Origin of the sequence: Agromyces sp. S2-1-8, assembly GCF_021129215.1 — a bacterium.
Lineage (GTDB): Bacteria > Actinomycetota > Actinomycetes > Actinomycetales > Microbacteriaceae > Agromyces > Agromyces chromiiresistens.
The window spans coordinates 3,172,207-3,186,321 of record NZ_JAJOLP010000001.1 but is presented as its reverse complement, the minus strand read 5'-3'; the positions used below and the strand labels follow the sequence as shown (position 1 = coordinate 3,186,321).

General features: G+C 70.8%; 15 protein-coding genes. 12 read left to right on the top strand and 3 right to left on the bottom strand.

The window, feature by feature from the left end; all coding sequences use genetic code 11:
- Positions 1-110: 110 nt before the first annotated feature.
- Together rho and prfA are read left to right on the top strand one after the other, a co-directional pair.
- On the top strand, positions 111-2,258 hold the full coding sequence (gene rho / locus LR269_RS14640) for a transcription termination factor Rho (RefSeq protein ID WP_231431491.1): 2,148 nt from the start codon (positions 111-113) through the stop codon (positions 2,256-2,258).
- A gap of 7 nt (positions 2,259-2,265) precedes the next feature.
- The gene (gene prfA, locus LR269_RS14635) at positions 2,266-3,342 is read left to right on the top strand and encodes a peptide chain release factor 1 (RefSeq protein WP_231431490.1); all 1,077 of its coding nucleotides are present in this window, start codon (positions 2,266-2,268) and stop codon (positions 3,340-3,342) included.
- 67 nt (positions 3,343-3,409) lie between these two features.
- On the opposite strand, the gene epsC is transcribed toward prfA, so the two are convergent.
- Positions 3,410-3,988: a serine O-acetyltransferase EpsC gene (epsC, locus tag LR269_RS14630; RefSeq protein ID WP_231431489.1), complete on the bottom strand. Its 579-nt coding sequence runs from the start codon at positions 3,986-3,988 to the stop codon at positions 3,410-3,412.
- A gap of 4 nt (positions 3,989-3,992) precedes the next feature.
- Entirely contained in the window at positions 3,993-4,928 is a 936-nt protein-coding gene (gene cysK / locus LR269_RS14625; protein ID WP_231431488.1) for a cysteine synthase A, read from the bottom strand.
- A gap of 85 nt (positions 4,929-5,013) precedes the next feature.
- On the opposite strand from cysK, the gene prmC reads away from it, so the two are divergent.
- Entirely contained in the window at positions 5,014-5,895 is an 882-nt protein-coding gene (gene prmC / locus LR269_RS14620; protein WP_231431487.1) for a peptide chain release factor N(5)-glutamine methyltransferase, read from the top strand.
- Between the two features lies 1 nt (position 5,896).
- On the opposite strand, the gene LR269_RS14615 is transcribed toward prmC, so the two are convergent.
- Positions 5,897-6,892, bottom strand: a complete 996-nt coding sequence (locus LR269_RS14615; protein ID WP_231431486.1) for a TetR/AcrR family transcriptional regulator — start codon at positions 6,890-6,892, stop codon at positions 5,897-5,899.
- 150 nt (positions 6,893-7,042) lie between these two features.
- Between LR269_RS14615 and LR269_RS14610 the strand changes: the two genes are divergently transcribed.
- The 9 genes from LR269_RS14610 (at position 7,043) to LR269_RS14570 (ending at position 14,101) form a co-directional block, all read left to right on the top strand.
- Positions 7,043-7,966: an ATP-binding cassette domain-containing protein gene (locus LR269_RS14610; protein ID WP_231431485.1), complete on the top strand. Its 924-nt coding sequence runs from the start codon at positions 7,043-7,045 to the stop codon at positions 7,964-7,966.
- Positions 7,967-7,978: 12 nt separating this feature from the next.
- The gene (locus LR269_RS14605; protein ID WP_231431484.1) at positions 7,979-8,800 is read left to right on the top strand and encodes an ABC transporter permease; all 822 of its coding nucleotides are present in this window, start codon (positions 7,979-7,981) and stop codon (positions 8,798-8,800) included.
- An 88-nt stretch (positions 8,801-8,888) separates the two neighbouring features.
- Positions 8,889-9,716, top strand: coding sequence for an L-threonylcarbamoyladenylate synthase (locus LR269_RS14600; RefSeq protein WP_231431483.1), 828 nt, complete (start codon positions 8,889-8,891; stop codon positions 9,714-9,716).
- A complete protein-coding gene (locus LR269_RS14595) occupies positions 9,713-10,978 on the top strand; it encodes an MraY family glycosyltransferase (RefSeq protein ID WP_231431482.1) in 1,266 nt (421 codons plus the stop codon). The genes LR269_RS14600 and LR269_RS14595 overlap by 4 nt, the downstream gene beginning before the upstream one ends.
- Complete coding sequence (locus LR269_RS14590; RefSeq protein ID WP_231431481.1) at positions 10,978-11,457, top strand: hypothetical protein; 480 nt, start codon at positions 10,978-10,980, stop codon at positions 11,455-11,457. Before LR269_RS14595 ends, LR269_RS14590 begins: the two co-directional genes overlap by 1 nt.
- A 167-nt stretch (positions 11,458-11,624) precedes the next feature.
- Complete coding sequence (atpB, locus tag LR269_RS14585; protein ID WP_231432362.1) at positions 11,625-12,422, top strand: F0F1 ATP synthase subunit A; 798 nt, start codon at positions 11,625-11,627, stop codon at positions 12,420-12,422.
- A gap of 55 nt (positions 12,423-12,477) precedes the next feature.
- Positions 12,478-12,714 carry an ATP synthase F0 subunit C gene (gene atpE / locus LR269_RS14580; protein ID WP_231431480.1) on the top strand — a complete coding sequence of 79 codons (237 nt, stop codon included), beginning with the start codon at positions 12,478-12,480 and terminating at the stop codon, positions 12,712-12,714.
- Between the two features lie 28 nt (positions 12,715-12,742).
- On the top strand, positions 12,743-13,303 hold the full coding sequence (locus tag LR269_RS14575) for a F0F1 ATP synthase subunit B (protein WP_231431479.1): 561 nt from the start codon (positions 12,743-12,745) through the stop codon (positions 13,301-13,303).
- Positions 13,304-13,306: 3 nt separating this feature from the next.
- Positions 13,307-14,101 (top strand): F0F1 ATP synthase subunit delta, encoded by a 795-nt coding sequence (locus LR269_RS14570; RefSeq protein WP_231431478.1) that lies wholly within the window; start codon positions 13,307-13,309, stop codon positions 14,099-14,101.
- Positions 14,102-14,115: the final 14 nt, after the last annotated feature.

The window sequence follows — 14,115 nt, the reverse complement described above, 5'->3', positions numbered from 1 at the left end:
TCTTGCTTTCGCACTTGCGCAGTCTGCGCCGCGCGCGCCGACCTCGCTCGAGTCTGCGATCAACTCTCCTGCCGCGCAACCACATGCGCCAGGGGAAAGGACAACACCCAGTGACCAACGCATCCGACCACGCCGCGCGCGTGGCGAACGGCGCCCCCCTCACCGGCCTCAAGGTCGCCGAGCTCCAGGAGCTCGCCGCCTCGCTCGGCATCGTGGGCGCATCCAAGCTCCGCAAGGGCGAACTCGTCGAGGCGATCACCGCGCGTCAGGCCGAGGGCGACGCCGCCCCCACGCTCGACGTCGACGGCACCGCCCCCGTCGAGGCGGCCCCGGTGGCCGACGCACCGAGCGCGCCGGCCGAGGCGGCTCCGTCGACCGACCCCGCGCCCGCTGACGCCGCCCCGGTCGACGGCGCCCAGGCGGCGACGGCCGAGCCCGTCGCCGCGGAGGCATCCGCCCAACCGCGTCGCGGCCGCCAGCCCCGTCGCGCGACGAGCGCGACGACCGCAGCCGTGCAGCACGTGAACGGCGGCGGTGCCGGTGTCGGCCTCGTGCCGACCGCGAACGACGACGACGCCCGCGAGGCCGCCCGTGCGGCCGTGCGCGAGGAGCTCGCCGCCGCGACCGGCGAGAGCGCCCGCGATGGCGCCCGCACCGAGGGCGCCGACGGCGAGCAGCCCGCAGAGGAGCCGCGGCAGGGCGGCCGCCGCAACCGCGGCCGTCGCGGCGGCGGCGACCGTGCCGAGCGCGGCGAGCGCGGCGAGCGCGCCGAGCGCGCCGAGCGCGGTGACGACGCCCAGAAGGCCGACGCCCAGAAGGGCGAGGCCCAGAAGGGCGGCCGCCAGAACGGCAACGGCCAGAACCAGAACGGCGACGCGCGCAAGGGCGACGACCAGAAGTCCGCCGACCGCCAGGGCGACGCCGACAAGGGCAAGCAGGGCGACAAGGCCCAGGGCGGGCAGGGCGGCCAGAACCAGGCCGACAAGGGCGAGGGCGAGGGCGGCCGTCGCAGCCGCTACCGCGACCGCAAGCGCCGCGGCCAGGGCGGTACCGGCGACGAGCTCGAGCCCGAGATCCTCGACGACGACGTGCTCATCCCGATCGCGGGCATCCTCGACGTCCTCGACAACTACGCGTTCGTGCGCACGACGGGCTACCTGCCCGGCCCGAGCGACGTCTACGTCTCGCTCGGCCAGGTGAAGAAGTACCACCTGCGCAAGGGCGACGCCGTCGTCGGTGCGATCAAGCAGCCGCGCGACGGCGAGCAGTCGAGCCGCCAGAAGTACAACGCGCTCGTCAAGGTCGACTCGGTCAACGGCCAGTCCATCGACGAGGCCGCCGCACGCGTCGACTTCCAGAAGCTGACGCCGCTCTACCCGCAGGAGCGCCTGCGCCTCGAGACCGAGCCGACGAAGCTCACGCAGCGCATCATCGACCTCGTCGCCCCGATCGGCAAGGGCCAGCGCGGCCTCATCGTCGCGCCGCCGAAGGCCGGCAAGACGATCGTGCTGCAGCAGATCGCCAACGCGATCTCGCAGAACAACCCCGAGGTCCACCTCATGGTCGTGCTCGTCGACGAGCGCCCCGAAGAGGTCACCGACATGCAGCGCACGGTCAAGGGCGAGGTCATCGCCTCGACCTTCGACCGTCCGGCAGAAGACCACACGACGGTCGCCGAGCTCGCGATCGAGCGGGCGAAGCGCCTCGTCGAGCTGGGCCACGACGTCGTCGTGCTGCTCGACTCGATCACGCGACTCGGCCGCGCCTACAACCTGGCCGCACCCGCCTCGGGTCGCATCCTCTCGGGCGGCGTCGACGCGTCGGCGCTCTACCCGCCGAAGCGGTTCTTCGGTGCCGCGCGCAACATCGAGAACGGCGGCTCGCTCACCATCCTCGCGACCGCGCTCGTGGAGACCGGCTCGAAGATGGACGAGGTGATCTTCGAGGAGTTCAAGGGCACGGGCAACAGCGAACTGCGCCTCTCGCGCCAGCTCGCCGACAAGCGCATCTTCCCGGCCGTCGACGTCAACGCGTCGTCGACCCGGCGTGAGGAGATGCTGCTCAGCCCCGACGAGGTCAAGATCACGTGGAAGCTGCGTCGCGCGCTCGCGGGCCTCGACCAGCAGCCCGCGCTCGAGGCCGTGCTGGGCCGCCTGAAGGAGACGCAGTCGAACGCCGAGTTCCTGCTGCTCATGCAGAAGTCGATGCCGGTCGCCGGCCACGGCAACTCGCACGGGCACGAGACCGACCACCGCTGAGGCCGAGGTGTTCGAATCGGTTCAGCCGCTGCTCGATGAGCACGCGCAGCTCCAGGAGGAGCTCGCCGACCCGGCGCTGCACGCCGACGCCGTGCGTGCGAAGAAGGTCAACCGGCGCTACGCCGAGCTGAGCCGGATCGTCGCTGCGAACCGGGCGTGGCACGAGGCGCAGGACGACCTCGACGCGGCGCGCGAGCTCGCCAAGGAGGACGACGCCTTCGCAGAAGAGGTGCCCGCCCTCGAGGAGGGGCTCGCGCAGGCGCAGGAGAAGCTCAGGCGCCTGCTGATCCCGCGCGACCCCGACGACGGGCGTGACGTCATCATGGAGATCAAGGGCGGCGAGGGGGGCGCGGAGAGCGCCCTCTTCGCGGCCGACCTCCTGCGCATGTACATCCAGTACGCGCAGTCGAAGGGGTGGAAGACCGAGCTCCTCGAGCGCAACGAGTCCGACCTCGGCGGGTACAAGGACGTGCAGGTCGCGATCAAGTCGAACGCGACCGATCCGGCGCAGGGCGTCTGGGCGCATCTCAAGTACGAGGGCGGCGTGCACCGCGTGCAGCGGGTGCCCGTCACCGAGACCCAGGGCCGTATCCACACCTCCACGACGGGCGTGCTCGTCTTCCCCGAGGTCGACGAGCCCGAAGAGGTCGACATCAACCAGAACGACCTCAAGATCGACGTGTACCGCTCGAGCGGGCCCGGCGGCCAGTCGGTCAACACGACCGACTCGGCGGTGCGCATCACCCACCTGCCGACGGGCATCGTCGTGTCGATGCAGAACGAGAAGTCGCAGCTGCAGAACCGTGAGGCGGCGATGCGCGTGCTGCGGGCCCGCCTGCTGGCGCGCCAGCAGGAGGAGCTCGCCGCGGCGGCCTCCGACGCGCGCAAGTCGCAGATCCGGTCGATGGACCGGTCCGAGCGCATCCGCACGTACAACTTCCCCGAGAACCGCATCGCCGACCACCGCACCGGCTACAAGGCGTACAACCTCGACCAGGTCATGAACGGCGCGCTCGACCCGCTCATCGAGTCGGCGATCCACGCCGACGAGGAGGCCAGGCTCGCCGATCTCGGCACCGAGTAGGCGCGCCGGCGCGATCGAACGACGACGGATGCCTCGGGGCCGGCCCCGAGGCATCCGTCGTCTGCGATCAGATGTGCCAGTCGTGCACGCCGCGCGCCGCGTCGGCCGTCGCGTGCGAGAGCGGGCGCACGGTCGCGGGCACGCCGACGACGAGCGAGTGCGGGGGAGCGCCGCGGGTTACCACGGCGTTCGCGCCGACGGCGCTCCACGCGCCGATCGTGATGTCGCCGAGGATCTTCGCCCCGGCCCCCACGGTGACGCCCTCCTCGAGGGTCGGGTGGCGCTTGGTGCCCGGCGGGGTGTGCCTGGGCGCCTTCCCGCCGAGGGTGACGCCGTGGTAGAGCATCACGTCGTCGCCGACGACGGCGGTCTCGCCGATGACGACGCCCATTCCGTGGTCGATGAAGAACCGGCGCCCGATGGTCGCGCCGGGGTGGATCTCGATGCCCGTCAGGAATCGGGCGAACTGCGAGATGAGCCGGGCTGGGAACCGCCAGCCGGCGACCCACATGCGATGGGTGAGCCGGTATGTCCAGATGGCGTGCAGGCCCGAGTACACGAGGAAGACCTCGAGGCCGCTCCGTGCCGCGGGGTCGTGGGCACGGGCGGTCTTGAGGTCTTCCTTCAGGCGCGAGCGGATCGTCACGCGATCAGTCAAGCAGACCCTCGTACAGGACGGTCGAGAGATACCGCTCGCCGTAGCTCGCGACGATCACGACGATGGTCTTGCCGGCGTTCTCGGGACGCTTGGCGAGCTCGAGGGCGGCGTACACCGTCGCACCCGACGAGATGCCGCCGAGGATGCCCTCCTCCTGACCGAGCCGGCGCGCGGTCGCGACGGCCTGGTCGATGTTGACGTCGAGCACCTCGTCGTAGACGGTGCGGTCGAGCACGTCGGGTACGAAGTTCGCGCCGATGCCCTGGATCTTGTGCGGGCCGGGCTGGCCGCCGTTGAGGATGGGCGACTCGGCCGGCTCGACCGCGACGACCTGCACCTCGGGCTTCCGCTCCTTGAGCACCTGGCCGACGCCCGAGATGGTGCCGCCGGTGCCGATGCCCGCGACGAAGATGTCGACGCCGCCGTCGGTGTCGTCCCAGACCTCCTCGGCCGTCGTGCGGCGGTGGATCTCGACGTTGGCCTGGTTCTCGAACTGGCGGGCGAGGATCGCGCCGGGGGTCGAGGCGGCGAGCTCCTCGGCCTTCGCGACGGCGCCCTTCATGCCCTCGGAGCCCGGGGTGAGCACGAGCTCGGCGCCGTACGCCTTGAGCAGCGACTTGCGCTCCTTCGACATGGTCTCGGGCATCGCGAGGATGACCTTGTAGCCCCGCGCCGCGCCGATCGCGGCGAGGGCGATGCCCGTGTTGCCGCTCGTGCCCTCGACGATGGTGCCGCCGGGCTTCAGCTCGCCCGATGCCTCGGCGGCGTCGACGATGCCCACGCCCAGGCGGTCCTTGACGCTCGCGGAGGGATTGTAGAACTCGAGCTTCGCGAGCACGGTCGCACCGGCGCCCTCGGTGAGGCGGTTCAGTCGGACGAGCGGCGTGCGGCCGAACGCCTGCGTGATGTTGTCGTAGATCTGAGCCATGGTCGGGCCTTTCTCGAGGGGCGGTGCGAGCGTGCCCAGCCTATGGGCGCGGCCGGGGCCGTGGGCGTGCGTTACATTCCATTGCGTGGATGCACCCGTTGAACAGCCAGGCCGGTCGCTGCGCGAGGTGCGCGACGAGATCGCGGCGACGCTCGCCTCGGCGGGCGTGCCCGACCCCGACGTCGACGCGGAGCTCCTCATCGGGCACGTGCTCGGGCTGAGCCGAGGCGGGGTGCAGGCGCGTCTCGTCGTCGGCGTCACGATCGAGACCGAGGATGCCTCGGCGCTCGCGTCGCTCGTCGCGCGGCGTGCCCGGCGCGAGCCGCTGCAGCACCTGACCGGCCGGGCGGCGTTCCGTTCGCTCGAGCTCTCGGTCGGCCCCGGCGTGTTCGTGCCGCGGCCGGAGACCGAGGGCGTCGCGCAGCTCGCGATCGACGCGCTGCGGGCGGCGGCCGAGCCAGAGCCGATCGGCGTCGACCTCGGCACGGGATCGGGCGCCATCGCGCTCGCGCTCGCGACCGAGGTGCCGCACGCGCGGGTCTGGGCGGTCGAGAAGTCGCCCGAGGCGTACGTGTGGACGCGCCGCAACGTCGAGGAAGTGGGGGCGCCGAACCTCGAGCTCGTCTTCGGCGACCTCGCCGACGCGCTGCCCGAGCTCGACGGCCGGGTCTCGGTCGTCGCGTCGAATCCGCCGTACATCCCGCTCGGCGCGATCCCGCGCGATCCCGAGGTGCGCCTCCACGACCCCGAGGCCGCGCTCTACGGCGGGGTCGACGGGCTCGACGTCGTGCGGGTGCTCTCGCAGCGCGCGCTCGCGCTGCTTCGGCCGGGCGGCGTGCTCGTGATCGAGCACGGCGAGGCGCAGTCGGCCGACATCGCCGCGATCCTCGCCGCCGACGGATGGCGCGCGATCGCCCACCACCGGGACCTGACGGGGCGCGACCGGGCGACGACCGCCCTGCGCTGAGCTACTTCGCCCGTTCGGCCTTCTCGCGCGCGGCCTTCTCGCGCTCGAGGGCGTGCTTGATCGCCTCGCGCTCGCGCTTCTGCGCCTCACGGAGCGCCTTCTGCGCCTCGCGCACCGACTTCTCGGCCTCGCGCCTGGCCTTCGCGGCGTCGCGCACGCGCTGGTCGCGGGGCAGGTCGAGCTGCGGTGGGAGCTCGGGAAGCGGCTCGGGCTCGGCGGGGGCGGTCGTGCCGCCCTGGTGGTCGACGTGGTGCTCGATGCCGTCGAGGATGCGGAGGAGCCCGAACGAGAAGTCCTCGTCCGTCTCGCCGGGGTGGGTGCCGGGCTCGGCGACGTACCCGCCGGCGGCGAGGAGCGGGCTCAGGTACGGGAATCGCTCAGGGGTCACGAGCTCCGAGAGTGCGGCGAAGGCGCTCTCGCCGGTGACCTCGCGCGGGTCTGCGGCCGCCTCGGCGGCGGCCCGGAGGTCGCGGTCCTGCGCACTGGTCGCGCGGGCGTAGCTCGTGAGCAGCAGCAGGGCCGACATCTTCTCGCCGTCGCTGAGCGGGAGGTCGCGGACCTCGCGCAGGAACCAGTCCACGATGAGCAGGCTGTTCGGCGTGATTGGGGCTCCCGAGATCGGGATGTCGACGAGCCACGGGTGCTCGCGGTAGGCGGCGCGCATGGCGAGCACCCACGCGGTCACGCCATCGCGCCAGGCACGCTCGACGTGCTCGTCCGGCACGGGCGGCTCGACGGCGCCCTCCTGCATCAGCAGGATCAGGTCGTCCTTGCTCGTCACGTACCGGTAGAGCGACATCGTGGTGAATCCGAGCGACGCGGCGACCCGGCTCATCGACACCGCCCCGATGCCCTCGGCATCCGCGATCTCGATCGCGGCGTCGACGATGCGCTCGATCGAGAGCTCGCGCTTCGGGCCGCGCTGCGGGTGGGCGGCGACGCCCCAGGCCAGGGCGACGCCGCGGGGGAGTTCGGGGTCGGCTCGCTCGTCGCTCATTCGGCTCCAGTCGGTCGGCGTCGGCCGGCTCGGGCCGGCTTCGGGTTGACCTCAGTCTAGAACTGTGTATTACTTAAACAACAGTGCATGACATAAACAGTTTGCGCCATACGCAACAGTGGTGCGAATCCCGACCGACAGGAGCACGACATGCAACTCGCCATCGAAGCGCGGGGCCTGCGCAAGGCCTTCGGCCGCACCGAGGTGCTCGCGGGCCTCGACCTCGCGGTCCCCGCCGGCAGCGTCTTCGCGCTGCTCGGGCCGAACGGCGCCGGCAAGACGACGACCATCAACATCCTCACGACCCTCGTGGCGCCCGACTCCGGCACCGCCGCGGTCATGGGTCGCGATCTGCTGCGCGAGCCGGCCGCGGTGCAGCAGTGCATCGCCCTGACGGGCCAGGCGGCCGCCGTCGACGAGGTGCTCACGGCGCGCGAGAACCTCGTGATGATGGGCCGGCTCTCGGGGCTCGCCCGGCGCGACGCCCGGCTCCGCGCGACCGAGCTCATCGCGCGCTTCGACCTCGAGCAGGCCGCCGACCGCCGGGTCGCCACCTACTCCGGCGGCATGCGTCGCCGACTCGACCTCGCCCTGAGCCTCGTCGTGCAGGTGCCGGTGCTCTTCCTCGACGAGCCGACGACCGGTCTCGACACCCGCAGCCGCCAGGAGCTCTGGGCCGTCATCCGCTCGCTCGCCGACGCGGGTACGACCATCTTCCTCACGACGCAGTACCTGGAGGAGGCCGACCGGCTGGCCGATCGCATCGCCGTGCTCGACCGCGGGCGCATCGCCGCCGAGGGCACGGCCGACGAGCTCAAGTCGCGGGTCGGCGGCGATGTGGTCGAGCTGCGCGACGCCGACGGCGTGCTGCTCCGCGAACTGCCCACCGACGGCAGCGTGCACGGGCTGCGGGCCGCCATCGACGAGCTCGACCGGGCCGCCCTCGCCGGGGCCGACGGCGTCCAGGTGACCATCCGCCGGCCGAGCCTCGACGACGTGTTCCTCGCCATCACGGCCGATCGTCCGGCGGCGGCGGCCGAGGCATCCGCCCCCGAACTCATCGCCACGAACTGAACGGAGCCCGACATGACCACGCTCACCGCAGCCCGTGCCGCCGCCGGGCCCGACGCCGTCGCACATCGTCCGCGCGTGCGCGGCTTCACCGCCGAGCGGGTGTTCATCACCCGCAGCTTCATCCACACCATCCGCGACGTCGACACAATGATGATGGCCGTCCTGCTGCCGACGATGCTCATGCTGATGTTCACCTACATCTTCGGCAACGCGATCGACCCGTCGGGCGGGTACGTCGACTACGTCGTTCCCGGCATCATCCTGCTGTGCGCCGGATTCGGCGCCTCCACGACCGCGATCTCCGTCTCGCGAGACATGTCGACGGGCATCATCGACCGGTTCCGCACGATGCCGCTGCGCAGCGGCGCGGTGCTCACGGGCCACGTCGCCGTGAGCCTCGTGCGAAACCTCATCGCCACGGCGATCGTGATCGGCGTGGCCCTGCTCGTCGGGTTCCGGCCGTCGGCGACCCCGCTCGAATGGCTCGCCGCCTTCGGCATGGTCGCGCTGTACATCCTCACGATCACGTACCTCTTCGCCGCGATCGGGCTCGCCGCACCGTCACCGGAGGCGGCGAGCGGCTACGGCTTCATCCTGCTGTTCCTGCCGTACGTGTCGAGCGCGTTCGTGCCGGTCGACACGATGCCCGAGTGGCTCCAGTGGGTCGCCGAGAACCAGCCGATCACCCCGGTCATCGAGACGATCCGCGCCCTGCTCATGGGCACGCCGGTCGGCGATTCCGCGTGGTGGGCGGTCGGCTGGTGCGCCGCGATCATCGCGATCGCCGCGGCCTGGGGAGCGTGGCTGTTCCGCCGCAAGTCCGGCCGCCGCTGAGCGGCGCGGCGTCGCGTCGGATGCCTCGGGCCCGTGCGGCCCGAGGCATCCGATCGTGGCCCGGCGCTGGTCTAGAATCGGGCAGGTCATGACTGCCACCTACGACTGCTCGGTCGACTCCCAGCTGCTCACCGGCATGCGACTCGCGCGGGGCGCGATCGGGCGCGGCGAACTCGTCGTGCTGCCGACCGACACGGTGTACGGCGTCGCCGCCGACGCGTTCAACGCGAAAGCGGTCGCGCGCCTGCTCGAGGCCAAGGGCCGCGAGCGCACGTCGCCGCCGCCCGTGCTCATCCCCGGACTGCCGACCCTCGACGCACTGGCGACCGAGGTGCCGCCCGCCGTGCGCGACCTGGTCGCCGAGTTCTGGCCGGGCGGGCTCACCGTCATCCTCCGCGCCCAGCCGTCGCTCCAGTGGGACCTCGGCGAGACCCGCGGCACCGTCGCGCTGCGCATGCCCGCGAACCCGATCGCCCTCGAGCTCCTCTCCGAGACCGGTCCGCTCGCGGTCTCGTCGGCCAACCTCTCGGGCCTGCCGTCGGCGACCACCGCCGGGGCCGCGGTCGAGATGCTCGGCGAATCGGTCGCCGTCTATCTCGACGGGGGCGAGGCCGGCACCGGCTACGAGGCCATCGGCGACCGGCCGGGCGACACGTCGTCGACGATCGTCGACGCCACCGGGCTCACCGAGTCGGGCGGCGTGCTGCGCATCGTGCGCGCGGGCGTCGTGTCGCGCGAGCGCATCGCCGCGGTCGTGGGGGAGGAGCTGCTCGAGCCCGCCGACGACGAGCCCGAGGCGTCCGAGCAGCTCGCGGACGAGGCATCCGCGCCCGTTGACGGTGGCGCGCCCGCTGACGGTGCCGCGCCCGCCGAGGGTTCCGCGCCCGCCGACGACGCGGACGCCGCCGTCTCATGACCCTGTTCCTCACCCTCGCGCTGCTCGCCGCGCTCGTCACGTTCGGCGGCTCGATCCTCGTCTGGAAGCTGAGCCTCAAGTACCGGCTGTACCCGAAGATCCGCGAGCGCGACGTGCACACCCGTCCGACGCCCCGGCTCGGCGGCGTCGCGATGTTCGTCGGCGTGCTCGTGGCGATCGGCGCGGCGGCGTTCATCTCGACGCTCGGCATCCAGCGGTTCGCGAACGTCGCGATCATCTTCCAGAACCCCGCGCAGATGCTCGCGATCCTCGGCGCGGCGCTGCTCATCGTGCTCATCGGCGTCGCCGACGACATCTGGGACCTCGACTGGACGACGAAGCTCGCCGGGCAGTTCATCGCCGCCGGGCTGATCGCCTGGCAGGGCGTGTCCATCGTGTCGCTGCCGATCGCCGGCATCACGCTCATCCCGTCGTGGGTCAGTGCGACGCTCACCGTGTTCACGATCGTGCTCGTGATGAACGCGGTCAACTTCATCGACGGCCTCGACGGGCTCGTCGCAGGCGTCTCGCTCATCGCGAACGGCGTGTTCTTCCTCTACACCTACCTGCTCGTGCAGCAGACGTCGCCCCTCAACTACTTCAACCTCGCGTCGCTGCTCGCGGTCGTCGTCGTGGGGGCGTGCGCCGGGTTCCTGCCGCTCAACTGGCACCCCGCGAAGCTCTTCATGGGCGACGCGGGGGCCCTCCTCATCGGCCTGCTCATGGCGACCTCGGCGATCGCGGTGACCGGCCAGATCAACCCGGTCGGCGTCGGCTTCAGCGAGCTGTTCGCCGCGTTCATGCCGATCATCCTGCCGTTCGTGGTGCTGATCATCCCGTTGCTCGATTTCGGCATGGCCGTCATCCGGCGCCTGCGCGCGGGCAAGTCGCCGTTCGCGGCCGACCGGAAGCACCTCCACCACCGGCTGCTCGACATGGGGCACTCCCACCTCAACGCGGTGCTCATCCTGTACGGCTGGACGGCGGTCGCCTCGGTCGGATGCCTCCTGACGTACGTGCTGCCCGTCTACTTCCACCTCAGCACGTGGTGGGCGTTCGTGTTCCTCGGCGTGGGCTTCCTCGCGTGCACGATCATCACGCTCGCCCCGCTCGGGCGGCGCAAGCGGCTGACGGTCGCCGCCGAGGAGCGCCCGTCGACGGCGACGCCCGCTGGGCCCGCCGCTACCGGGCCCGACGCCCCGATCGACGAACTCGCAGGTTCGTCCTCGGTAGAATCGGGCGACCCCTCGACTGGAGCATGATGACCGACGCCCGGCCCGAACCCGCCGACCGAACCCCCACCTCGAACCCCGTGCTGAAGCGCGCACTCGCGTGGGGTGGAGTGCTCGCGGCGGTGATCCTCGTCGTGAGCGCCGTGCTCGGCTACGTCTTCGCCGGCATGCCCGGCCTCTGGGGTGGTCTCATCGGCACGCTCATGGCGGTCGTGTTCATGGGCATCACCGCGGGCAGCATCCTCGTGGCGAACCGGTTCGCCGGGAGCGACCTGTTCGTCGGCATCTTCTTCGGAATCGTGCTCGGCGGATGGTTGCTCAAGTTCGTCCTCTTCATCGTGCTCGTGTTCGTCCTGCGAGGCGCCTCATGGCTCGACCCGATGGTCGTGTTCCTGAGCCTCGTGGCGGGCGTCATCGCCTCGCTCGTGGTCGACGTGCTCGTCGTCGCGAAGTCGCGACTGCCGTACGCGAGCGACGTCGAACTGCCGAAGGCGCCCGAGGACGAATAAGCTTCGATTCCGAATTCGTCTGCTCGTAGAAGTCTTGCTAGAGTAATGGCGATCCCCCACGGTTTTCGCCCTGCTCAGGCCTGTGCGAAATCCGTTTCCGATGTTCGTCGTCGCGAGAGCCCCTGCTCCACGCCCCGAAACAGGAGAGAGCCCTGCTAGCACACGCTCTGAACCAGCTGGTTCTGACCGCCGCCGACGAAGGCGGATTCCACGGGCCCAGTCTCGACGAGTTCTTCCCCGAAATCTTCCTCTTCGAGGGCACGCCGTTCGCGATCAACCGGGTCATGATGGTCCGCATCATCGCGATCATCGCGCTGCTCGTGATCTTCTGGCTCGGCACCCGCCGCATGCGGGTCGTGCCCGGGCGCTTCCAGAGCCTCGTGGAGATGGGCCTCGACCTCGTCCGCGTGAACATCTCCGACGATCTGCTCGGCAAGAAGGACGGCAAGCGGTTCCTGCCGATCCTCACGACGATGTTCTTCATGATCCTGTTCATGAACCTGACGGGCATCTTCCCCGGCCTGAACATCGCGGGCACCTCGGTCATCGGCGTGCCGTTCGTGCTCGCGGCGATCTCGTACGTCACGTTCATCTACGCGGGCGTCAAGAAGAGTCCCGCGAACTTCTTCAAGAACGCGCTGTTCCCCGCGGGCGTGCCGTGGCCGGTGTACTTCATCGTCACCCCGATCGAGTTCATCTCGACGTTCATCATCCGACCGGTGACGCTGACGCTCCGACTCCTGATGAACATGCTCGTCGGCCACATGCTGCTCGTGCTCTGCTTCTCGGCGACCTGGTTCTTCCTGTTCTCGGCGCCCGGCTGGTTCAAGCTCATGGGCGTCGGCACCTTCGCCTTCGGGTTCGCCTTCACGGTGTTCGAGATCCTCGTCGCGGTGCTCCAGGCGTACGTCTTCACCGTGCTGACGGCGGTCTACATCCAGCTGGCCGTCGCCGAAGAGCACTGATCGCACGACTCGGGCATCCCCGCCCACAACTCCACCACAACGAAAGGTAAACAACGTGGACGCAACGACCGTTCTCGCGGAGATCAACGGACACATCGCCTCGGTCGGTTACGGCCTCGCAGCCATCGGCCCGGCCATCGGCGTGGGCATCGTCGTCGGCAAGACGATCGAGGGCGTCGCTCGCCAGCCCGAGCTCGCCGGCCGCCTGCAGGTCCTGATGTGGATCGGTATCGCCTTCACCGAGGCGCTCGCCTTCGTCGGCATCGCCGTCGCCTTCATCCCGTTCCCGTAAACCCTCCAGCCCCGCGAGGAGTCAACACATGCTTCACTCTGTAGTGAGCGCCGCGGAGGAGAGTACGACGCGCAACCCGCTGATCCCCGAGGTCTACGACCTCGTCTGGTCGGGGGTCATCTTCGTCATCCTCCTCCTCTTCTTCTGGAAGTACGTGCTTCCGCGCGTCCAGAAGCTGCTCGACGAGCGTGCTGAGGCGATCGAAGGCAACATCGCGAAGGCCGACGAGGCCCAGCGCAAGGCCGAGGCGGCCCTCGAGGAGTACACCGCCCAGCTCGCCGACGCGCGCACCGAGGCCGGACGCATCCGCGAGACGGCCCGCGAAGACGGCAAGAAGATCGTCGCCGAGGCGAAGGACACCGCCGTCGCCGAAGCCGCTCGCGTCACCGCGAGCGCCCAGGCGCAGATCGAGGCCGAGCGCCAGAGCGCGCTCGTCTCGCTCCGCTCCGAGGTGGGCACGCTGGCGATCGACCTCGCGTCGGGCGTCATCGGCGAGTCGCTCTCCGACGACGCGAAGGCGACCGCGGTCGTCGATCGCTTCCTCGCCGACCTGGAGGCCTCCGAGGCGGCCGCCGGAGGGAAGAAGTAATCCATGGGTAGCGCTACGAGAGAGGCCCTGGCCGGGTCGCGGGCTGCGCTCGCCGAGCTCGGCCGGGCCGAACTTCCGGTCGCCGAGGGCCTCCTCGCCGCCGGCCGGGTGATCGGTTCGTCCGCGCAGCTGCGCACGGCGCTCACCGACGCCGAAGCCGACGTCGCCCAGAAGCGCGCGCTCGTCGAGCGCGTGTTCGGATCGCAGCTTCCGGCCGAGTCGGTCGCACTGCTCGTGACCGCGGCGACGCGCCGCTGGTCGTCGGGCGACGACTTCCTCGCGGGTGTCGAAGACCTCGGCTACCGCGTCGCGGCCGACTCCGCCGCGAAGGGCGTCGACATCGACGCCGAGCTCTTCGCGTTCGACCGTACGGTCGCGTCCGACTCCGAGCTCGAGCTCGCGCTCGGTTCGAAGCTCAGCGCGCCCGAGGCGAAGACGCGGCTCGTCAACCGGCTGCTCGACGGCAAGGCCGCGCCGCAGACCGTCGCGATCGTGCGCCATCTCGTCGAGCAGCCCCGCGGCCGTCGCATCGGCGAGGCGCTCAGGCACGCGGCATCCGTCGTGGCCGACCAGCGCGGGTTCGACGTGGCGACCGTCACGACCGCCGTCCCGCTCTCGGCCGAGCAGCTCGGTCGCCTCGAGCAGGGCCTCGCCGCCCAGGCCGGGCGCCCCATCCGATTCGACACGATCGTCGACCCCGCCCTCATCGGCGGAGTCCGCATCCAGATCGGCGACGACGTCATCGACGGCAGCGTCGCCAGCCGCCTCGGCTCGCTGAGGCAGAAGCTTGCCGGCTGACGCCGGTTGAAACC

Excerpts from the sequence above, each read along its gene's own strand:
- cysK (WP_231431488.1), bottom strand. The coding sequence starts at position 4,928 with ATGGCTCAGATCTACGACAACATCACGCAGGCGTTCGGCCGCACGCCG.
- LR269_RS14615 (WP_231431486.1), bottom strand. The coding sequence starts at position 6,892 with ATGAGCGACGAGCGAGCCGACCCCGAACTCCCCCGCGGCGTCGCCCTG.
- LR269_RS14610 (WP_231431485.1), top strand. The coding sequence starts at position 7,043 with ATGCAACTCGCCATCGAAGCGCGGGGCCTGCGCAAGGCCTTCGGCCGC.
- LR269_RS14605 (WP_231431484.1), top strand. The coding sequence starts at position 7,979 with ATGACCACGCTCACCGCAGCCCGTGCCGCCGCCGGGCCCGACGCCGTC.
- LR269_RS14600 (WP_231431483.1), top strand. The coding sequence starts at position 8,889 with ATGACTGCCACCTACGACTGCTCGGTCGACTCCCAGCTGCTCACCGGC.
- LR269_RS14595 (WP_231431482.1), top strand. The coding sequence starts at position 9,713 with ATGACCCTGTTCCTCACCCTCGCGCTGCTCGCCGCGCTCGTCACGTTC.
- LR269_RS14590 (WP_231431481.1), top strand. The coding sequence starts at position 10,978 with ATGACCGACGCCCGGCCCGAACCCGCCGACCGAACCCCCACCTCGAAC.
- LR269_RS14575 (WP_231431479.1), top strand. The coding sequence starts at position 12,743 with ATGCTTCACTCTGTAGTGAGCGCCGCGGAGGAGAGTACGACGCGCAAC.
- LR269_RS14570 (WP_231431478.1), top strand. The coding sequence starts at position 13,307 with ATGGGTAGCGCTACGAGAGAGGCCCTGGCCGGGTCGCGGGCTGCGCTC.